The organism is Streptomyces sp. NPDC053048 (genome assembly GCF_044547045.1).
GTDB lineage: Bacteria > Actinomycetota > Actinomycetes > Streptomycetales > Streptomycetaceae > Streptomyces.
On sequence record NZ_JBITZS010000003.1, the window covers coordinates 261,322 to 281,372 of the forward strand.

At 73.3% G+C, this 20,051-nt stretch carries 17 protein-coding genes; 5 read left to right on the forward strand and 12 right to left on the reverse strand.

Going from position 1 to position 20,051, the window contains the following annotated elements; all coding sequences use genetic code 11:
• Positions 1-85: 85 nt before the first annotated feature.
• The 5 genes from ACIG36_RS09385 to ACIG36_RS09405 all read right to left on the reverse strand — a co-directional run bounded on the left by ACIG36_RS09385 (position 86) and on the right by ACIG36_RS09405 (position 6,538).
• Positions 86-2,212 (reverse strand): 3-hydroxyacyl-CoA dehydrogenase NAD-binding domain-containing protein, encoded by a 2,127-nt coding sequence (locus ACIG36_RS09385; protein WP_399924584.1) that lies wholly within the window; start codon positions 2,210-2,212, stop codon positions 86-88.
• On the reverse strand, positions 2,209-3,429 hold the full coding sequence (locus ACIG36_RS09390) for a thiolase family protein (protein ID WP_399924587.1): 1,221 nt from the start codon (positions 3,427-3,429) through the stop codon (positions 2,209-2,211). The genes ACIG36_RS09385 and ACIG36_RS09390 overlap by 4 nt, the downstream gene beginning before the upstream one ends.
• Positions 3,430-3,631: 202 nt before the next feature.
• Positions 3,632-4,909, reverse strand: coding sequence for an HRDC domain-containing protein (locus tag ACIG36_RS09395; protein WP_399924590.1), 1,278 nt, complete (start codon positions 4,907-4,909; stop codon positions 3,632-3,634).
• Between the two features lie 75 nt (positions 4,910-4,984).
• Complete coding sequence (locus tag ACIG36_RS09400; RefSeq protein ID WP_071963467.1) at positions 4,985-5,644, reverse strand: response regulator transcription factor; 660 nt, start codon at positions 5,642-5,644, stop codon at positions 4,985-4,987.
• A gap of 237 nt (positions 5,645-5,881) precedes the next feature.
• On the reverse strand, positions 5,882-6,538 hold the full coding sequence (locus ACIG36_RS09405) for a DUF3000 domain-containing protein (RefSeq protein WP_399924593.1): 657 nt from the start codon (positions 6,536-6,538) through the stop codon (positions 5,882-5,884).
• A 91-nt stretch (positions 6,539-6,629) separates the two neighbouring features.
• On the opposite strand from ACIG36_RS09405, the gene hemE reads away from it, so the two are divergent.
• Positions 6,630-7,694 carry a uroporphyrinogen decarboxylase gene (hemE, locus tag ACIG36_RS09410; RefSeq protein WP_399924596.1) on the forward strand — a complete coding sequence of 355 codons (1,065 nt, stop codon included), beginning with the start codon at positions 6,630-6,632 and terminating at the stop codon, positions 7,692-7,694.
• Here hemE and pcaG read toward each other — a convergent pair.
• The 3 genes from pcaG to ACIG36_RS09425 are packed head-to-tail and all read right to left on the reverse strand — an operon-like array spanning position 7,691 to position 10,223.
• Positions 7,691-8,239 carry a protocatechuate 3,4-dioxygenase subunit alpha gene (gene pcaG / locus ACIG36_RS09415; protein WP_399924599.1) on the reverse strand — a complete coding sequence of 183 codons (549 nt, stop codon included), beginning with the start codon at positions 8,237-8,239 and terminating at the stop codon, positions 7,691-7,693. The genes hemE and pcaG overlap by 4 nt on opposite strands.
• 1 nt (position 8,240) lies before the next feature.
• Entirely contained in the window at positions 8,241-8,972 is a 732-nt protein-coding gene (gene pcaH, locus ACIG36_RS09420; protein WP_399924602.1) for a protocatechuate 3,4-dioxygenase subunit beta, read from the reverse strand.
• A 57-nt stretch (positions 8,973-9,029) separates the two neighbouring features.
• Positions 9,030-10,223, reverse strand: coding sequence for a thiolase family protein (locus ACIG36_RS09425; protein WP_399924605.1), 1,194 nt, complete (start codon positions 10,221-10,223; stop codon positions 9,030-9,032).
• 113 nt (positions 10,224-10,336) lie between these two features.
• On the opposite strand from ACIG36_RS09425, the gene hemG reads away from it, so the two are divergent.
• Together hemG and hemQ are read left to right on the forward strand one after the other, a co-directional pair.
• On the forward strand, positions 10,337-11,779 hold the full coding sequence (gene hemG / locus ACIG36_RS09430; protein WP_399924608.1) for a protoporphyrinogen oxidase: 1,443 nt from the start codon (positions 10,337-10,339) through the stop codon (positions 11,777-11,779).
• 4 nt (positions 11,780-11,783) lie between these two features.
• On the forward strand, positions 11,784-12,497 hold the full coding sequence (hemQ, locus tag ACIG36_RS09435; protein ID WP_399924611.1) for a hydrogen peroxide-dependent heme synthase: 714 nt from the start codon (positions 11,784-11,786) through the stop codon (positions 12,495-12,497).
• A 96-nt stretch (positions 12,498-12,593) separates the two neighbouring features.
• Here hemQ and ACIG36_RS09440 read toward each other — a convergent pair whose 3' ends face one another.
• From ACIG36_RS09440 to ACIG36_RS09450, 3 genes are all read right to left on the reverse strand, one after another.
• A complete protein-coding gene (locus ACIG36_RS09440; RefSeq protein WP_399924614.1) occupies positions 12,594-14,162 on the reverse strand; it encodes an alpha/beta hydrolase in 1,569 nt (522 codons plus the stop codon).
• A gap of 166 nt (positions 14,163-14,328) precedes the next feature.
• A complete protein-coding gene (locus ACIG36_RS09445; RefSeq protein ID WP_399924617.1) occupies positions 14,329-15,435 on the reverse strand; it encodes a DUF1996 domain-containing protein in 1,107 nt (368 codons plus the stop codon).
• 9 nt (positions 15,436-15,444) lie between these two features.
• Entirely contained in the window at positions 15,445-16,224 is a 780-nt protein-coding gene (locus tag ACIG36_RS09450; protein ID WP_399924620.1) for a DUF4142 domain-containing protein, read from the reverse strand.
• 373 nt (positions 16,225-16,597) lie between these two features.
• On the opposite strand from ACIG36_RS09450, the gene ACIG36_RS09455 reads away from it, so the two are divergent.
• The gene (locus ACIG36_RS09455; protein ID WP_399924623.1) at positions 16,598-17,287 is read left to right on the forward strand and encodes a nuclease-related domain-containing protein; all 690 of its coding nucleotides are present in this window, start codon (positions 16,598-16,600) and stop codon (positions 17,285-17,287) included.
• A gap of 60 nt (positions 17,288-17,347) precedes the next feature.
• Here the strand turns inward: ACIG36_RS09455 and ACIG36_RS09460 are convergent, their stop codons facing one another.
• Positions 17,348-17,749 carry a BlaI/MecI/CopY family transcriptional regulator gene (locus tag ACIG36_RS09460; protein ID WP_399924626.1) on the reverse strand — a complete coding sequence of 134 codons (402 nt, stop codon included), beginning with the start codon at positions 17,747-17,749 and terminating at the stop codon, positions 17,348-17,350.
• A 201-nt stretch (positions 17,750-17,950) separates the two neighbouring features.
• Here ACIG36_RS09460 and ACIG36_RS09465 point away from each other — a divergent pair, with 201 nt between their 5' ends.
• On the forward strand, positions 17,951-20,008 hold the full coding sequence (locus tag ACIG36_RS09465; RefSeq protein ID WP_399924629.1) for a transglycosylase domain-containing protein: 2,058 nt from the start codon (positions 17,951-17,953) through the stop codon (positions 20,006-20,008).
• Positions 20,009-20,051: the final 43 nt, after the last annotated feature.

The window sequence follows — 20,051 nt, forward strand, 5'->3', positions numbered from 1 at the left end:
TTCAGCCCGTCCGGCGTTTGAGGACACCGCGCGGAGCGCGGTCCGGGGCCCGGGGCGAAGCCCCGGACCCCTGTGCTGTCCGCGTTTACGCGGGCACGCTCGCCACGCCCTGCGGGAGGAAGCGGCGGCCGGTGGCGCGTTCGGAGATGCCCTCGCGGTCCAGGTACGGCGTGATGCCGCCCAGGTGGAAGGGCCAGCCCGCGCCGGTGATCAGGCACAGGTCGATGTCCTGGGCCTCGGCGACGACGCCCTCGTCCAGCATCAGGCCGATCTCCTGCGCGACCGCCTCGAGGACGCGGGCGCGGACCTGCTCCTCCGTCAGGACGCTGTCGCCCTGCACCAGCAGCGCCGCGACCTCCGGGTCCAGCTCCGGCTTGCCGGAATCGTAGACGTAGAAGCCCCGCTTGCCGGCCTTGACCACGGCGGCCAGGTTCGGCGAGACCTTGAAGCGCTCGGGGAAGGCGCCGGCCAGCGTCTCGGAGACATGCAGGCCGATGGCCGGGCCGACCAGCTCCAGCAGCACCAGCGGCGACATCGGCAGACCGAGCGGCTCGACGGCCTTCTCGGCGGTGGCCACCGGGGTGCCCTCGTCGATGACGTTCTGGATCTCGCCCATGAAGCGGGTCAGGATGCGGTTGACGACGAACGCCGGGGCGTCCTTGACCAGCACCGCGGTCTTCTTCAGCTTCTTGGCGACGGCGAAGGCCGTGGCCAGCGAGGCGTCGTCGGTCTTCTCGCCGCGCACGATCTCCAGCAGCGGCAGGATCGCGACCGGGTTGAAGAAGTGGAAGCCGACGACCCGCTCGGGGTGCTTCAGCTTCGACGCCATCTCGCTGACCGACAGCGAGGAGGTGTTGGTGGCGAGGATGGCGTGCGCCGGGACGACCGCCTCGACTTCGGCGAACACCTGCTGCTTGACGCCCATCTCCTCGAAGACGGCCTCGATGACGAAGTCCGCGTCGCCGAACGCCTCGGCCTTGTCCAGGACGCCGGTCACCAGGCCCTTGAGGCGGTTGGCCTTGTCCTGGTTGATGCGGCCCTTGCCGAGCAGCTTGTCGATCTCGCCGTGGACGTAGCCCACGCCCTTGTCGACACGCTCCTGGTCGATGTCGGTCAGCACGACCGGCACCTCGAGGCGGCGGGCGAACAGCAGCGCCAGCTGGGAGGCCATCAGGCCCGCGCCGACGACGCCGACCTTGGAGACCGGGCGGGCCAGCGACTTGTCCGGCGCGCCGGCCGGGCGCTTGCCGCGCTTCTGCACCAGGTTGAAGGCGTAGATGCCGCCGCGCAGCTCGCCGCCCATGATCAGGTCCGCGAGGGCCTGGTCCTCGGAGTCGAAGCCCTGGCGCAGGTCGCCGTTCTTGGCGGCGGCGATGATGTCCAGCGCGCGGTAGGCGGCCGGGGCCGCGCCGTGCACCTTGGAGTCGGCGATGAGGCGGCCGCGCTCGACGGCCTGGTCCCAGGCCTCGCCGCGGTCGATCTCGGCCCGGACGACCTCGGTCTCGCCCTTGAGGACGGACGCCGTCCACAGCAGCGACTGCTCGAGGAAGTCGGCGCCCTCGAAGATCGCGTCGGCGATGCCGAGCTCGAAGACCTGCTTGCCGCGCAGCTGCTTGTTCTGGTTGAGCGAGTTCTCGATGATGACCGAGACCGCGCGGTCCGCGCCGATGAGGTTCGGCAGCAGGGCGCAGCCGCCCCAGCCCGGGACCAGGCCCAGGAAGACCTCGGGGAGCGAGAAGGCCGGGATCGCCTTGGACACCGTGCGGTAGGTGCAGTGCAGGCCGACCTCGACGCCGCCGCCCATCGCCGCGCCGTTGTAGTAGGCGAACGTCGGGACCGCGAGCGACGACAGACGCTTGAAGACGTCGTGGCCGCCCTTGCCGATGGCCAGCGCGTCCTCGTGACGCTTCAGCAGCTCGACGCCCTTGAGGTCGGCGCCGACGGCGAAGATGAACGGCTTGCCGGTGATGCCGACGCCCGTGATCTTCCCGTCCTTGGCCTCCGCCTCGACCTGGTCGATCGCGAGGGCGAGGTTGGCCAGCGACTGCGGGCCGAAGGTGGTCGGCTTGGTGTGGTCCAGGCCGTTGTCCAGCGTGATGAGCGCGAAGCGCCCGGCGCCGGGGAGGTCGAGGTGGCGCACGTGCGCCTGCGTCACGACCTCGTCGGGGAACAGCTCGGCCGCGCCCTTGAGGAGTTCAGCGGTGGTGCTCACTTGTTGCCTCCGTCGAAGTGCGGGTTCTCCCAGATGACCGTTCCGCCCATGCCGAAGCCGACGCACATCGTGGTGATGCCGTAGCGGACGTGCGGCTGCTCCTCGAACTGGCGGGCCAGCTGCGTCATCAGGCGGACGCCGGAGGAGGCCAGCGGGTGGCCGAACGCGATCGCGCCGCCGTACTGGTTGACGCGCGGGTCGTCGTCGGCGATGCCGTAGTGGTCCAGGAGCGAGAGCACCTGCACCGCGAAGGCCTCGTTGATCTCGAACAGGCCGATGTCGTCGATCGACAGGCCGGCCTTGGCCAGCGCCTTCTCGGTCGCCGGGACCGGGCCGATGCCCATGACCTCGGGCTCGACGCCCGCGAAGGCGTAGGAGACCAGGCGCATCTTGACCGGCAGGCCCAGCTCGCGGGCGACGTCCTCGGCCGCGATCAGGGAGGCGGTGGCGCCGTCGTTGAGGCCGGCCGCGTTGCCCGCGGTGACCCGGCCGTGCGGACGGAACGGGGTCTTCAGGCCCGCCAGGTTCTCCAGCGTGGTGCCCGGACGCATCGGCTCGTCGGCGGTGGCCAGGCCCCAGCCGGTCTCGCCGCCCTCGGGCGAGGTGCGGCGCACGGAGATCGGCACCAGGTCGGCCTGGATCCTGCCGTCGGCGTAGGCCTTGGCGGCCTTCTCCTGGCTGCGGACCGCGTACTCGTCGGCGCGCTGCTTGGTGATGTGCGGGAGGCGGTCGTGCAGGTTCTCCGCGGTCATGCCCATGAACAGGGCGGACTCGTCGACCAGCTTCTCCGACACGAAGCGCGGGTTGGGGTCGACGCCCTCGCCCATGGGGTGACGGCCCATGTGCTCGACGCCGCCGGCCAGGGCGATGTCGTACGCGCCGAGGGCGACGCCGCCCGCGACGGTCGTCACGGCGGTCATGGCGCCGGCGCACATGCGGTCGATGGAGTAGCCGGGCACGGACTGCGGGAGGCCCGCGAGGATGCCGGCGGTGCGGCCCAGGGTCAGGCCCTGGTCGCCGATCTGCGTCGTCGCGGCGATGGCGACCTCGTCGATCCGGGCCGGGTCGAGGTCCGGGTTGCGGCGCAGCAGCTCCCGGATGACCTTGACGACCATGTCGTCGGCGCGGGTCTCGTGGTAGATGCCCTTCGGGCCCGCCTTGCCGAACGGGGTGCGGACGCCGTCGACGAAAACGACGTCCCTAGCGGTACGAGGCACGTTGGCTCTCCTCCAGGTGCGGATCGCTGCGCGCGGGCATGCCGGTACGGCTCCGCCGCGGTGCGGGCTGACAACCGTCATGCTACTTGCGGGTAACCGCGCTGCCCAGACCCCTCGGGGAGCGGCGAAGGTCACATGCGGAACGCACTCGGGCCCGGCCCCCGCGATCGCGGGGGCCGGGCCCGTGGGGAGGAACGGAGGCTCAGGCGGCGGTGTCCGCCAGGGCCTTCATCAGGACCGGGGTCACCTGCTCGACCTGCCAGGCGCGGGCTCCGTGCGCGCTCAGCACCGAGGCGACGGCCTCCGCCGTGGGGACCTTGGGCGGCTCCCAGCACAGGCGGCGGACGGTGTCCGGGGTGATCAGGTTCTCCTGCGGCATGGTCAGCCGCTCGGCGAGCTCGGAGACCGCCGAGCGGGCGGCCGAGAGCCGGGCCGCGGCGACCGGGTCCTTGTCCGCCCAGGCGCGCGGCGGGGGCGGCCCGGTCAGCGGCTGGCCGGGCTGCGGCAGCTCGGCGTCCGGCAGCGCCCTGGCGCGGTCGACGGCGGACTGCCACTGCTCGAGCTGCTTGCGGCTCATCCGGTGCCCGAAGCCGGGCAGGGCGGCGAGCGCCTGGACGCCGACCGGCATGTTCAGGGCGGCCTCGATGATCGCGCCGTCGCCGAGCACCTTGCCCGGTGAGACGTCGCGCCGCTGGGCGACGTGGTCGCGTACGGTCCACAGCTCGCGCACCACGGCCATCTGGCGGCGCCGGCGCACCTTGTGCATGCCGGACGTGCGGCGCCAGGGGTCCTTGCGGGGCGGGGCGGGCGGCGCGGAGGCGATGGCGTCGAACTCCTGGCGGGCCCACTCCAGCTTGCCCTGCCGGTCCAGCTCCTCCTCCAGCGCGTCGCGCAGGTCGACCAGTAGCTCCACGTCCAGGGCGGCGTAGCGCAGCCAGGGCTCGGGCAGCGGGCGGGTGGACCAGTCGACGGCGGAGTGGCCCTTCTCCAGGGCGTATCCCAGGACGTTCTCGACCATCGCGCCGAGTCCCACGCGCGCGAAGCCCGCGAGCCGTCCCGCCAGCTCCGTGTCGAAGAGCCGCGTCGGCGTCATCCCTATCTCGCGCAGGCACGGCAGGTCCTGGGTGGCGGCGTGCAGCACCCACTCGGCGCCGGACAGGGCATCGCCCAGGGCGGTGAGGTCGGGGCAGCCGACCGGGTCGATCAGCGCGGTCCCGGCGCCCTCGCGGCGCAGCTGGACGAGGTAGGCGCGCTGGCCGTAGCGGTAGCCGGAGGCGCGCTCGGCGTCGACGGCGACGGGGCCGGTGCCCGCGGCGAAGGCCGCGACCACCCCGGCGAGGGCGTCGGCGTCGGCGACGACCGGGGGCATGCCCTCACGCGGCTCCAGCAGGGGGATCGGCGCCGAATCGACGTCGTCCGGGGGGCCGCCCCCGGTGGTTCGCAGTGCAGTGTCTTCTGCGGTCTCTTGGGCGTCGGTCACTGGTCAAGGGTATCTGTGTATGGCAAGCGCCCGTCGCCGGAACGTTCCGGCGACGGGCGCGGCGCGCTTCGCGCGTCAGTGGATGATGCCGGTGCGCAGGGCCACGGCGACCATTCCGGCGCGGTCGCCCGTGCCGAGTTTGCGCGCGATGCGGGCGAGGTGGCTCTTGACGGTGAGCGCCGAGAGGCCCATGGAGACGCCGATGGCCTTGTTGGACTGGCCCTCCGCAACCAGCCGCAGGACCTCGACCTCGCGGCCGGACAGCTCGCGGTAGCCACCGGGGTGGCCGGGGGCGCCGGGCGGGCGGCGCTGCATCCGGGCCGCTGCGGAGCCGATGGGGGCGGCGCCGGGACGGCCGGGCACGCCGAGGTTCGTACGGGTTCCGGTGACGACATAGCCTTTGACGCCGCCCGCGAGGGCGTTGCGCACCGCGCCGATGTCGTCGGCGGCGGACAGCGCCAGGCCGTTGGGCCAGCCCGCCGCGCGGGTCTCGGACAGCAGCGTCAGGCCCGAGCCGTCCGGAAGGTGGACGTCGGCCACGCAGATGTCGCGCGGGCTGCCGATGCGCGGCCTGGCCTCCGCGATGGACGATGCCTCGATCACGTCGCGCACGCCCAGCGCCCACAGATGGCGGGTGACGGTGGAGCGGACCCGTGGGTCGGCGACGACGACCATGGCGGTCGGTTTGTTCGGGCGGTAGGCGAGGCTAGCGGGTTGCTCGAGGAGAACGGACACCAGGCCTCCATGGGGGAGTGGCGGGGGACCGGTGCCGACTTGGGGACAAGCCGGGGCGATCCGTATGGGAAGGGTCACAAGGTCCTTCGGCAGCGAAACGGTCCGGCTTTAGGGAATGATCACGAATTGGTGAGTAACAATTCGGGCAATTAGGACGGTTGCCCGATCAACTTGCCACCCGCCCCGACAAGAAACCACAGGTCAGAGGCGCAGGAAGGGGCCGCACCGGCCCGTACGTCACCGGCTGTGCGGCCCCCGCCGCTGCGGCAGCGTCACGATGCCCGCCTCCGGAGCGCCGCCCGGCGGCAGCCCCGCGATCTGGCACAGCAGATCGCACCACGCCGACAGATGCGCCGCCGTGTCCGGCACCCCGCCCGCGCCCGGACCCTTGGCCGGCAGCGCCGGCGACCACGACGCCCGGATCTCGATCCGCGTCGACGGCTCCCGCTCCCGCAGCCCGCCGAAATAGTGCGAGCCCGCCCGCGTCACCGTCCCGCTGATCGCCGCGTACGGCACCCGGCGCGCCTCCAGCGCGCCCGTCAGCCAGGACCAGCACACCTCCGGCAGCAGCGGGTCCGCCGCCATCTCCGGCTCCAGCTCCGCGTGCACCAGCGTCACCAGACGGAACGTGCCGCCCCACGCGTCGTGCCCCGCCGGATCGTGCAGCAGGATCAGCCGCCCGTCCGCCAGCTCCTCGTCGTCCACCACGACCGCCGCCTCCAGGGCGTACGAGTACGGGGCCAGCCGCTGGGGCGGCGGAGTGGCGTCCAGCTCGATCTCGGGCCGCAGGCGAACCCCTTGCAGCCCCGCGACCGCCTGCCGGAAGACGGACGGGGTGCCCTCCCCATCCGCGTCGTCCGGACCGTCCGAGAGGTGTCCCTGCGCCGCAGCCATGCCCGGAAGACTAGGCGGAACCACCCCCGGTTCCGGGTAGGGACACCCACACGGGCGGGTCACTCGTTCGGCCCGTGCGAAGATTTGGGGCATGAGTGAGCGCAGCCAGCAGCAGACGGGCCGCACCGCGGCACACGATTCGGCGTTCCTGAGGGCGTGCCGCCGCGAGAGCGTGCCGCACACCCCGGTCTGGTTCATGCGCCAGGCGGGCCGCTCGCTCCCCGAGTACCGCAAGGTCCGCGAGGGCATCCCCATGCTCGAGTCCTGCATGCGGCCCGAGCTGGTCACCGAGATCACCCTGCAGCCGGTGCGCCGCCACGGCGTCGACGCCGCCATCTTCTTCAGCGACATCGTGGTGCCGCTCAAGGCCATCGGCGTCGACCTCGACATCAAGCCCGGCGTCGGCCCCGTCGTCGCCGAGCCCGTCCGCACCCGCGCCGACCTCGAGCGGCTGCGCCCGCTCACCCCGGACGACGTCCCCTACGTCACCGAGGCCATCGGCATGCTCACCGCCGAGCTCGGCGCCACCCCGCTCATCGGCTTCGCCGGCGCGCCGTTCACACTGGCCAGCTATCTCATCGAGGGCGGGCCCTCGCGGACGTACGAGAACACCAAGGCCATGATGTACGGCGACCCGCAGCTGTGGGCCGACCTCGTGGAGCGGCTGGCCGGCATCACCTCCGCCTTCCTGCGCGTCCAGATCGAGGCGGGCGCGAGCGCCGTGCAGCTCTTCGACTCCTGGGCCGGGGCCCTCGCCCCCGCCGACTACCGGCGCTACGTCATGCCCGCCTCCCGCACGGTCTTCGACTCCGTCGCCGGCTACGGCGTGCCGCGCATCCACTTCGGCGTGGGCACCGGTGAGCTGCTGGGCCTGATGGGTGAGGCCGGAGCCGACGTCGTCGGCGTCGACTGGCGCGTCCCCCTGGACGAGGCCGCGCGCCGCGTCGGCCCCGGCAAGGCACTGCAGGGCAACCTCGACCCGACCGTCCTCTTCGCGCCGCGCCAGGCCGTGGAGACCAAGACCGACGAGGTCCTGGCCGCCGCCCGCGGCCTGGAGGGCCACGTCTTCAACCTCGGCCACGGCGTCATGCCGTCGACCGACCCGGACGCGCTGACCCGCCTCGTCGAGTACGTCCACGAGCGCACGGCCCGCTAGCCGGTACCGGCAAAGGCCAGGAACACCGTTTCGGCGTGCCGCTCGTCGCCCCGCAGCCGCACGTCGAAGCGGTACGTGTCCGGCCGGTCCGCTTCCGGCACGGCCAGCAGTGTGCCGCGCCGGTCGGCCGACAGGGCGGCGAGCAGCGCGTCGCCCTCGGGCAGGGCGAAGTAGACGCGGGTGAACAGGTGGTGGGGCAGCCCGCGGGCGAACAGGCACAGCGCCAGGTACGGCGCCCCGCCCGGCGGCAGGGTGCGCAGCGCGTAGTGGCCGTCCCCGTCGGTGGGCACGCGCGCGAAGCCGGTGAAGACCGACCCGTCCCGGCGCAGGCTGCCGGGCGCCCCGGCCGGTGAGCCGTCGGGGGCCGTCTGCCAGAACTCCAGCAGCGCGTCCGGCACGGGCGCGCCGTCGCCGTCGATGACGTACCCGTGCAGGACGAGGGCGCCGGGGTGCCCGGCGGGGACGACGTCGCCGCCTCCGGGGAAGGGCAGGGCGGTGCCGTAGTAGGGGCCGATCGTCTGGGAGGGCGTCGCGTCCAGCGGCATGTCAGCGGCCTTCCGGTGGAGGGGCGGTCCAGGTGGCGGCCGGGCCGTCCAGGACGATGTCCCAGTGGTAGCCCAGCGACCACTCGCTCTCGTTGAGATCGGGGTCGTAGACGGCGACCAGGCGGCGCCGGGCGTCGGCGTCGGCAAGGGAGTTGCGGACCGCGTCGTAGGGCAGCAGCGGGTCGTTGGGGAAGTACATCTGGGTGACCAGGCGCTGGGTGAACGCCGTGCCGAACAGCGAGAAGTGCAGGTGCCCGGGGCGCCACGCGTGCGGGTGGGGCGCCCACGGGTAGGCGCCGGGCCGGACGGTGGTGAAGCGGTAGCGGCCGGCGGCGTCGGTCAGGCACCGGCCGGTCCCGGTGAAGTTGGGGTCGAGCGGCGCCCGGTGGTCGTCCAGCCGGTGGGCGTAGCGGCCGGCGGCGTTGGCCTGCCACAGCTCCACCAGCTGGCCGCGGACCGGGCGGCCCCGCCCGTCCAGGACGCGCCCGCTGACGGTGATGCGCTCGCCCAGCGGCTCGCCGCGGTGCTGCCGCGTCAGATCGCTGTCCAGCGGGCCGACGTCGGCCGGTCCGAAGACGGGGCCGGTCAGCTCGGCCGCCCCGGGATCGAGGACGACGGGCACCGGCGGCCGCTGCGGTCTGCGTGCGGTGACGCCGGTGTAGGCCGGCGCCTCGCCCTCCTGGCCGGTCCTTCGGTGCGCTCCTGCCGTTCGTGCCGGTCCGTTGGCTGCCATGGCCTTGGCCTACCCCTCTCCGGCGGGCGCGATCCCCGCCGGAGCAGCGGATATCGGTCAGCGTTCGAGGACCAGCGCCTGCCCCTGGCCGACGCCGATGCACAGCGCCGCCAGGCCCGTGCCCGACCCGGCGGCCGCCAGCTGGTGGGCGACCGAGCCCACCAGGCGGGCGCCGGAGCAGCCCAGCGGATGGCCGATCGCGATCGCCCCGCCCCGCGGGTTGACGACGGCCGGGTCCAGCTCCGGCCACTCGGCCAGGCAGCCGAGCGCCTGCGCGGCGAAGGCCTCGTTGAGCTCGAAGACCGTCAGGTCCGCGAAGGAACGTCCCGCCTTGCCCAGCGCCCGGCGCACCGCCTCGACCGGCCCGAGCCCGTAGAGGTCCGGCTCGATGCCGGTGACCGCCGACGCCCGTACCCGCGCCAGCGGCTCACGGCCGGTCGCCCGCAGGCCCTCCTCGTCGCACAGCAGCAGGGCGGCGGCACCGTCGTTCAGCGGTGAGGAGTTGCCCGCCGTCACCGTGCCGCCCTCCTTGCGGAAGGCGGGCTTCAGCGCAGCCAGCGCCTCGAGGGACGTGGTGTCGCGGATGCACTCGTCGCGCGCCAGGTCCACCCCGGGCAGCGGCACCACCTCGGCGTCGTAGCCGCCGTCCTTCCAGGCCCGCGCGGCCTTCTCGTGGCTGGCCAGCGCGAACGCGTCCTGTGCCGCCCGGCCGATGGCGTGCCGGTCGGCGATCAGCTCGGCGCCCTCGCCCAGGGACACCGTCCAGCGCGGCGGCATCTTCGGATTGGTCATCCGCCAGCCCAGGGTGGTCGAGTACAGCTCCTGGTGACCGGCCGGAAAGGCCCGTTCCGGCTTGGGCAGCACCCACGGGGCCCGGCTCATCGACTCCACACCGCCCGCGATCACCACCGACGCGTCGCCGAGGGCGATCGCCCGGTAGGCCTGGACGACCGCCTCGAGGCCGGAGGCGCACAGCCGGTTGACGGTCGCGCCGGGCACCGTCACCGGCAGCCCGGCCAGCAGCACGGCCATGCGGGCCACGTCGCGGTTCTCCTCGCCCGCGCCGTTGGCGTTGCCGAAGACCACGTCGTCGACGCGGGCCGGGTCCAGCGCCGGCGCCCGGCCGGCCAGGGCGCGCACGACGTGCGCGGCGAGGTCGTCGGGACGCACGGAGGCCAGTGCCCCGCCGTACTTGCCGACCGGGGTGCGGACGGCGTCGACGATGTACACATCCCGGATGCGGTCGTTCATGGGGGTCTCCGTAAACGTTCGGGTGCTCGTGTGCGCGCGAGTCTCGGCCGGGTGCCGGTCGGTGTCAATGGGGTGCCGGTCGGGGGCGGGTGGGTGTTTGAGACAGTGGAGCCATGAGCGCAGCGCACTTCCCCTCGCGGCACGTGGTGGTCATCGGCGGCGGTATCGCGGGGCTGGCGGCGGCCCACCGGCTGCTGGAGGGCGGTGCGCGGGTGACCCTGCTGGAGGGCTCGGACCGGCTCGGCGGCAAGCTGCACGCGGGCGAGATCGCGGGCATGCCGGTGGACCTGGGCGCCGAGTCGATGCTCGCCCGGCGGCCCGAGGCCGTCGCCCTGGCCCGCGCCGTCGGCCTCGGCGACCGGCTGCGCGAGCCCGCCGCCACCGCGATGCTGTGGACCCGCGGCGACCTGCGTCCGCTGCCCAGGGGACACATGATGGGCGTGCCCGGCGACCTCGCCGAGGTGGCCGCCTCCAAGGTCCTCTCCGAGGAGGGCCTGGCCCGCGTCGCCCGCGACGAGGAGCTGCCGCGCACCGAGCTCGGCGAGGACGTCGCCATCGGCGCGTACATCGCCGCGCGGATGGGCCGCGAGGTCGTGGACCGGCTGGTGGAGCCGCTGCTGGGCGGCGTCTACGCGGGTGACGCCTACCGGATCTCCATGCGGGCCGCCGTGCCGCAGCTGTTCGAGGCCGCGCGGACGCACGGCTCGCTGACCGCGGCGGTCCGCGACCTCCTCGCCCGCGCCGCCGCCCGGCAGCAGGGCGGGCCGGTCTTCATGGGCATCGACGGCGGCATCGGCCGGCTGCCGCTCGCCGTCGCCGAGGCGGTGCGGGCCCTGGGCGGCACCATCCGCACCGGCACACAGGTGACGGAGATCGAGCGCACCGGCGACGGCTGGCTGGTCGCCACCGAGGGGGAGACGCTCGCGGCGGACGGCGTCGTCGTCGCGACCCCCGCGCGGCACACCGCCCGCATCATCGGCCGCGCGGCGCGCGCGGGCGGCGCGGGCGCCGCCGTGGACGCCCTCGCCGAGGTCGAGTACGCCTCCATGGCCCTGGTCACCATGGCCTTCCGCCGCTCCGACGTGGCCGGTCTGCTCCACGGCAGCGGCTTCCTCGTGCCGCCCGTCGACGGCCGCAAGATCAAGGCGTCCACGTTCTCCAGCAACAAGTGGCGCTGGAACGCCGACGCCGACCCGGACCTCTTCGTCCTGCGTACCTCGATCGGGCGGTTCGGCGACGAGGACGACCTCCGGCGCGAGGACCCCGAGCTGGTGGCCATGTCGCTGAAGGACCTCGGCGAGGCCGTGGGTCTCACGGCGGCCCCGGTGGCCACCCGCGTCACCCGCTGGGACGACGGACTGCCGCAGTACCCGGTGGGCCACCTCGAGCGGGTCGCCCGCCTCCGGGAGCACATCGCCCGCCTGCCCGGCCTGCGGCTGTGCGGCGCGGCCTACGAGGGCGTGGGCATCCCGGCCTGCGTCGCGAGCGCCCACCGGGCGGCCGACGAGCTTCTCGCGACCCTGGACGAGGGCGCGCGGGACGACAGGGGAGAATAGGAACATGACTGACGCGCAGAAGATCCCGAACGCCGGCAAGAAGGCCAAGGACCTCAACGAGGTCATCCGCTACACCCTCTGGTCGGTGTTCAAGCTGCGCGACGTGCTGCCGCAGGACCGCGCCGGCTGGGCCGACGAGGTCGAGGAGCTCTTCGCTCAGCTCGCCGAGAAGGACGTCACGGTGCGCGGCACCTACGACCTGTCCGGTCTGCGGGCCGACGCCGACGTGATGATCTGGTGGCACTCCGAGACCTCGGACGCCCTCCAGGACGCCTACAACCGCTTCCGCCGCACCCGCCTGGGCCGCGCGCTGGAGCCGGTGTGGTCGAACATGGCGCTGCACCGCCCCGCCGAGTTCAACAAGTCCCACATCCCGGCGTTCCTCGCCGACGAGACGCCCCGCGACTACGTCAGCGTCTACCCGTTCGTGCGCTCGTACGACTGGTACCTGCTGCCCGACGAGGACCGCCGCCGCATGCTCGCGGACCACGGCAAGATGGCCCGCGGCTACCCCGACGTCCGGGCCAACACCGTCGCCTCCTTCTCGCTGGGCGACTACGAGTGGATTCTGGCCTTCGAGGCCAACGACCTCTACCGCATCGTCGACCTCATGCGTCACCTGCGCGCGTCCGAGGCGCGCATGCACGTGCGCGAAGAGGTGCCGTTCTACACCGGCCGCCGCAAGGCCGTGGCGGACCTGGTGGCCGGCCTCGCCTGAGCCTCACCCGCATCGTGAAGGGGCGCCCGGCCTTCGCCGGGCGCCCCTTCACGTTCGCCGCCGGTTACCGCGTCGTCGTCCTGCTGCGTTGTCGTCCTACTGCGTTGTCGTTGCGCGCGGCTGCGCCCGTCCCGAGCAGTAGGCGCGCCGTGCCGGCAGGTCGCCGTAGAGCAGGTAGTTCTCCAGGTGGCGGTTGACGCAGGCGTTGGGGCCGCCGCCGATGCCGTGGGTGCCCGCGCCGCGCTCGGTGACCAGCACCGAGCCCGCCAGCCTGCGCTGCAGCTCGAGCGCGCCCTTGTAGGGCGTCGCCGCGTCCCGTTCGGCGGCCAGCAGCAGCGTGCGCGGCAGGCCCGCCTTCCGCTCCACCTCGACGTCGAGCGGGCGCTGCCGCGGCCCCTGCCAGAACGCGCAGGGCAGGTTCATGAACGCGTTGCTCCACGTCTCGAACGGGGCGCGCCGGGCGAGCTTGTCGTTGTCGCGCTCCCACATCGCCCACGAGTGCGGCCACCGCACGTCGTTGCACTCGACGGTGGTGTAGACGGCGTTCTCGTTCTCGGCGGCCCGCGCGCCCGCCGCGCTGGGCGCCGCCAGCGCGATCAGCGGCTTGTCGTCGCCGCGCAGATAGGCGGACAGCGCGTTCGCGTCGCGCGCCCAGTGGCTGTCGGAGTAGCCGGACTTCAGGAACGCCGACTGCATCTGGCCGGGGCCCACCGTGCCGCCCGCGGCCCGCTTGGCCAGGCGCCGGCTCGCCTTGTCGTACGAGGCCAGCACGTCCTTGGCGGTGCGCCCGAGGTGGTAGACCGCGTGGTGCCGGGCCACCCAGCGCCGCCAGTCGGCCCAGCGCTTCTCGAAGGCGGCGGACTGGTCGAGGTTGTTGCCGTACCAGACCTTGCGGGGGTCGGGGTTGACGACGCTGTCGAAGACCATGCGGCGTACGTGCGTGGGGAACATCTCGGCGTACAGGGCGCCGAAGTAGGTGCCGTAGGACGCGCCCACGAAGTTCAGCTTCTTCTCGCCGAGCGCGGCCCGCAGCACGTCGAGGTCGCGGGCGTTGTTGAGGCTGGTGTAGTGCCGCAGGGCGGAGCCGTTGCGGCGGGCGCAGCCGCGCGCGTAGGCCCGTGCCTTGGCCAGTTGCCGCTTCTTGTACGCGGCGGAGGGGTGCTGCGGCGCGTCGGTGGGGCCCTTGACGAAGGCGGCCGGGTCGACGCAGGACAGCGGTGCCGAGCGGCCGACACCGCGCGGGGCGTAGCCGACGAGGTCGTAGGCGTCGGAGACGTTGTGCCACTGGGGGAGACGGGTGAGCAGCGGGTAGAACATGCCGTTGCCGCCCGGTCCGCCCGGGTTGAAGACGATCGCGCCCTGCCGGTCGTCGTCGTGGCCCTGCGCGCGGGCGCGGCTGACGGTGAGGCGGATGTGCTTGCCCTTGGGGTGGGCGTAGTCCAGGGGGACGGAGACGGTGCCGCACTCGATGGGCGCGGGCAGGCCCTCCACGGCCGGGCAGTCGTCGAAGTCGATGCCCTTCTCCGCGGCCCACGAGGCGGCCAGGGCCACGCCGCGGGCCTCGGCGAGGCCGGGATCCAGCGCGTGCGCCGGGGCGGAGGGGAGTCCGGTGAGCCCGGTGAGGATCAGGGATCCGAGGGTTCCGTACAGGGCTGCTGATCTCACTGGGTACGTATCCCTTCATATGCAATGCGGCAAAAGGGATAATTGGGTTAGCGGTTGGGGAAGTAAAGCACCGGGCACGATGTCGGGCGCGAATGCGCCCGAAGAGAGCCCGTGCCCGGTGCCTGGTGCCCGCTGTGCGCCGCCGGCTGCCGTCAGCCGACCGCTGTCAGCCGCAGCGGCGGCCGCTGTTGACGCAGCGCACGACGGTTGCCATCAGGTCGTCCGGCATGACGTTCGCGAAGTCGGCGTGGTCCGTGACGGGCTTGCGCAGCTGCTCGGGGAAGCTGTCGACGGCGAAGACCGGACCGGGCGGCACGCTGTAGGTCAGCTCCATCCGCAGCTGCGGCACGGGCCGCAGGCCGCGCGCGCAGCGGCCCGTGCGCGCGTCGGGGAAGGCGAGGTGCGCCCGGTGGTCGGCGCTGTCGATGTTGCGGCCGTCCCAGCAGCTGGGGAAGTCCAGCAGCCTTACGACCTTGCTGCCGCGCGGGCACAGCGGGTACTTGTCGCCGAAGTGCCGGCCGGCGACGCCGGTGCAGCCCCATTGGGCGCGGGCGTTGCCGGGGCCTGCCGTGAAGGCCTTGGCGTCACCGGTGATCGCCCGCAGCCCGGCCGGCATGGCGGTGACCCGGGCGGCAGGGTTGCCGCGGAAGGTGAGCGCGGCGCTGTCGGGGGTGAGGACGCGACCGGTGTTGCCGTCGGGGGCGGCGGGGGCTTCGGGGGCCTCGGGGCTCTTGCTCTTCGGGTCCTTGCCCTTGGGGTCCTTGTCCTTCGGGTCCTTACGGTCCGTCAGGCGCAGGACGGGCCAGAAGTAGGCCGACCTGTCGCCCCGGGCGCAGGTGGTGCCCGCCGCGCGCAGCGAGGCGTCCGTGGAGAAGGCGTCGGTGGAGAGGTTGCCGACGTAGTCGTGGAGATGGTGGGCGCCGTTGCGCACACCCGGCGTGACGATGAAGTTGTCCGGGTTGCGGTGACCGTTCTCGTTGCGGCCGCAGCGGGCGGTGAACGTCCCGGTGGAGGCGGAGGGCCCGTTGCGGGGCGGGCGTGCGTCGGGGCGGGCGCGGCGGATGTCGGCGAAGTCGGCCGGGTCGGGGCCCGCGTGGGCGTGATTGTCAGTGGGGGATGTCACTCTGGGTGACGAGTTCGGTGTCGGTGTCGGTGTCGGGCGGGCGGAGGCGCTGCCGGTCACGGCGGCGAACAGGCCCGCCGAGCCGAGCAGCGCGGCGACGGCGATCAGGACCAGGTGCGTGGCGCCGAGCCGGCGCCGGTGACTGGGCATGGGGTGGGCTCAACTCTCTTCGGAGGAGGGGGAAGGGGAGGGCGATGACGGTGAGAGGTGCGGTGAGTGCCGGGGGAGGGGCGTGGCCGTGGGGAGGTCCGGGGTGACGGCGGGCGCGGGAGTCGCGGGAGTCGCGGGGGTCGCCGGGGCCGCTCCGGCACGCGAGGCCGGCGGGGGCGGCGGCGCGCCGGAGGCGAGGGCGTCGAAGTCGACCAGACCGGTGTCCTCCAGGATCTTCAGGTGGTCCAGGACGGTGGTGTTGGCGTCCTCGGCCAGCTCGCGTACCGCGGAGTTGCGGGTGCCCGCGCGCACCTGGCCGACGAGGGCGAAGACCTTGCCGTGGGCGCGCCGCAGGATGTTGGCGAACTCCCGGTCGTACGTGCCGCCGTGCGCGGCGTCGAGGCGGGTCAGCCAGCGGCGCTGCTCGGGGGAGGGCTGGCTGGGCAGCTCCAGCCCCAGCCGCCCGGCCACGTCGCGGACGTGCTGGTCCAGGGTGGTGTGGCCCTCTACCAGGTGTCGTCCGGCCAGCTTCACCGACGCCGTGGTGCCGCGCTCGAGGGCCTGCTGGCCGGCGGGGATCTCCCACAGCCCGGCCAGCCGGACCCGTTCGACGAAGTCGCGGTCGGCCGCGGACAGCGGCCCGAAGCGCGTGGAGACGGAACCGGCCGTCGGATCGAGGGCGGCGCCGGTCGCTGTGCGGTCGCGGTACGACCAGAGGGGGAAGAGCAGTGCGGCGACGGTCGCGGTGAGGGCGGTGACGACCAGGCCGGTGCCGATGAGGGATCGCATGGGGCCTCCTAGTGCGGGACCGCACGCTAGGGGCCGGGCACTGATCCGCAAGGGGATTCGGCGAATCCGTGAGCGGGGGCGGAGCCCGGATCCCCGCTCCGGCCTGCGGCTTCGGCCGCCCGGGGCCGATCGGCGGGCGCGTGTGGGCCGCGTCACTGTCCGGGCAAGGCCGCCCGGGGCGGCGGAGGAGGTTGGTACGTTGTGCGGTTCCGCCCGCCGCGGTGGGGCGGTGCGGGGCGCGGGATCCGGCGCCGGGCATGGACGAGGCCCCGCGGTCGGGGGGACGCCGCGGGGCCTTCGCACCATTCAACGGGTGGTCGATTGGGTTGGTTCCCGCACTTCTGCGGCAGTATGGCGGGTGGGGGTGATGGGCGTGCGTGAACGGCCGGAAGCCAAGAGGGGCGCGAACGGAAAGCGCTACGACCCCGAAAGGCTCTTTCTGCCCCCCGACGACGATCTCGCCCCGAACCGGCCGGGGGAGACCCTCCGCGCCCGGCTCGAGGCGTCCCGGGCGGGCCGGGTGGGGCTTGCGCTGGCCCGGCTGCTCGGCCGCCGTCCGGTGGAGGACGACTGGCGTCGGGCGCTGGCCGCCGAGCAACTGGTGGGGACGGAGCTGGACGGGCTGACGGCGGGCGGCTGGGAGGTGGTGCACTCCATCGTCCTGCCGGGGGACGCCGTCATCTCCCACCTGCTGATCGGGCCCGGCGGCGTCTTCTGTGTCGCCGCCGAGCAGACCAGGGGCACGCGGGTCGAGGTGGGCGAGGTCTCGGTGCGGGTGGGCGCGGAGCGTCAGGGGCGCCCGTACGTCCGCCGGACGCGGCACTGCGCGCTGCGGTCCTCGCTGGTGCTCTCCCGCGGCTGCGGCTTCCCGGTGCCGGTGCTGCCGGTGCTGGTGCTCGTCGGCGCCGTGCGCGTGGAGGTGGACCGGTCGCTGGACGACGTGCGGGTGCTGCGCGAGGAGGAGGTCCTGGGGCTCGGCGAGCTGGGCGGGGTGCTGCACCCGGACCGGGTCGACCGGATCCACACGGTGGCGCGCAACCGCCGGGTGTGGCTCCTGGCCTAGGGCGCGACTTCGCGGACACGCCCTGGGGCGCGTCCCGGGACGTCTGCCGGGGCGCGGTGCCTACCAGGTGCCGGGGGCCCCTCCGGCCAGCAGCCGGCTCAGCAGCGTCGCGTCCTCCTCGGTCAGGCCGTCGGCGAAGCGGGTGAGCACGACCTCGCGGTCGGCCCGGCCGTCGAGGACCTTGTGCATCCGCCGGGCGGCGAGGCCCGCCTCGTCGGTCAGGGGCGCGTAGGCGTAGGCGCGGCCGCGCGGGGTGCGGGTGAGCACGTCCTTGCCGTGCAGCCGGGACAGGATCGTCACCACGGTGCTGTACGTCAGCTCGCCCGACAGCGTGCCCTGCACCTCGCGCGGGGTGAGCGGGGTGCCCGCCCGCTGCAGTGCGGCGAGGACCTCGCCCTCGAGGGCGCCGCTCGCGCGGCGCCGGCCCTGGCGCACGACGGCGGTGGGGGTGGGCGCTCCCATGTGTCCGGTGTTCCTTCTGTTTCTGCTGATCTTGCTGGTTCTGCCGGGCTTCGAGTGCCCTTTACAGGAGTGTAAAGGCTTTGTCAGCCGTATTCGAACCTTCGGTAACCTGACGGACTATCAGATTCCGCTTTGTGGCAGACTCGCCGCCAGATCGAGCGGTAGACGTAGCGACAGATGTTCGGACAGGGTCAGGTCAGGGTGGCTGAACGACGGAAAAACGGGGCACATGCCCACAAAAGCTCCACTTTCGCCTATGGCCACCGGGGGAAGCGGGGCGCCCCCCGGCGCACCTCCCAGCGCACCTCCCGCAGGAGCTTCCGTCCCGCCTACCCCCGCCCCGGCCGGACGGGCTTCCGCCGCTGGATCCCCTCCTGGCGCCAGACCCTGGGCCTTCTCGGTGCCGTCACCGGCGCCCTCGTGGTCACCGTCGGCGTGCTGTACGCGCGCACCGGGATACCCGAGGACCTCAACGCCTTCGCCACCCAGCAGGACAACGTCTACTACTGGGCCGACGGCACCGAGATGGCCCGCACCGGCCCGGTCGACCGGCAGGACACCGCGCTGGAGAAGGTCCCCGAGAAGGTGCGCTGGGCCGCCCTCGCCGCCGAGAACGAGACCTTCTACTCCGACAGCGGCATCTCCGTCAGCGGCATGACCCGCGCCGTGACCAGGATGCTCACCGGCGGCGACACCCAGGGCGGCTCCACGATCACCCAGCAGTACGTGAAGAACGCCTACCTCAACCAGGACCAGACGTTCAGCCGCAAGCTCACCGAGATGTTCATCGCCATCAAGCTCGACAACAAGCTGAGCAAGGCCGAGATCCTCCAGGGCTACCTCAACACCAGCTGGTACGGCCGCGGCAGCTACGGCATCCAGCGCGCCGCCCACGCCTACTACGGCAAGGACGTCTCGCAGCTCGACGTGAGCGAGGGCGCGTTCCTCGCCTCCCTGCTCAAGGGCGCCGCCCTCTACGACCCCGCCGTCAGCGCCAGGAACCACGAGCGCGCCGTGGAGCGCTGGAACTGGATCCTCGACCGCATGGTGACCATCGGCAGGCTCTCGCCCAAGGAGCGGGCCGGCTACACGAAGTTCCCCGAGCCCAAGGCGCCGCCCAAGCCGGCCGGGCTCAGCGGGCAGACCGGGTACCTCGTGGACACCGCCCGCGCCTATGTGAGCGCCCACACCGAGGTCTCCGACGCCGACTTCGACCTCGGCGGCTACCAGATCCGCACCACCTTCCGGAAGGCCGACGTCGAGGCCCTGGCCAAGGCCGTCGACGCGAGCCGCAAGCGGCTCGACCCCGACAAGCGCGAGGCCGACAGGAACGTCCGCGTCGGCGCCGCCTCCGTCACCACCGACGGCCGCATCCTCGCCCTCTACGGCGGCTCCGACTACCTCAAGCAGGGCTTCAACGACGCCAACTCCACGGTCGTCCCCGCCGGCACCGCCTTCGGCCCGTTCGTCTACGCCGCCGCCCTGCGCGACGGCATCCAGCGCGAGCGCGGCGGCCCCCGCACGCCCGTGACCCCCGCCACCGTCTACAACGGCGACGACAAGGTCGCGATCCGCACGCCCGAGGGCCCGTACTGGGACCGCTCGGGAAAGATCGTCAAGGCGCGCAACGACGGCGGAAAGTCCTGGGGCAGGGTCACGCTCAAGGAAGCCGTCGCCCAGTCGGTGAACTCGCCCGTCATGCAACTGGGCATGGACGTCGGGCTGGACCGGGTGGGCAAGGTCGCCGTGCAGACCGGCCTGCTCGAAGAGAGCCTGGGCGCCAAGGTGCCCGCCTTCTCCCTCGGCACCAGCACCCCCAGCGCCATCCGCATGGCCGGCGCCTATGCCACGTTCGCCGCCAAGGGCGTCAACGCCGAGCCCTACTCCGTCGACCGGCTCAGCCGCAACGGCGACCCCGTGGAGGTGGAGAAGCCCACCCCCGAGCGAGCCCTCCCCGCGAGCGTGGCCGGCGCGGTGGACGACGCGCTGCGCGAGGCCGTCCGGCGCGGCACCGCGACGGCCGCGAAGGCCGCCGGAGCCGACGCGGCCGGCAAGACCGGCACCGGACCGGACAACAAGTCCGCCTGGTTCGCCGGCTACCGCGGCAGGACCGCCACCGCCGTCTCGCTCTTCCGCATCGACCCGAAGACCCAGGAGCCGCTCCCCCTGGACGGCCTGGGCGGCGCCGCGAAGACGGCGACCGGCAGCACGTACCCGCTCGACATCTGGACCGCCTACATGAGCCGGGCGGGCAAGTAGCACACCAGCCCCGCCCGTCCCGTGCGCCCCACGGTAGCGTGGG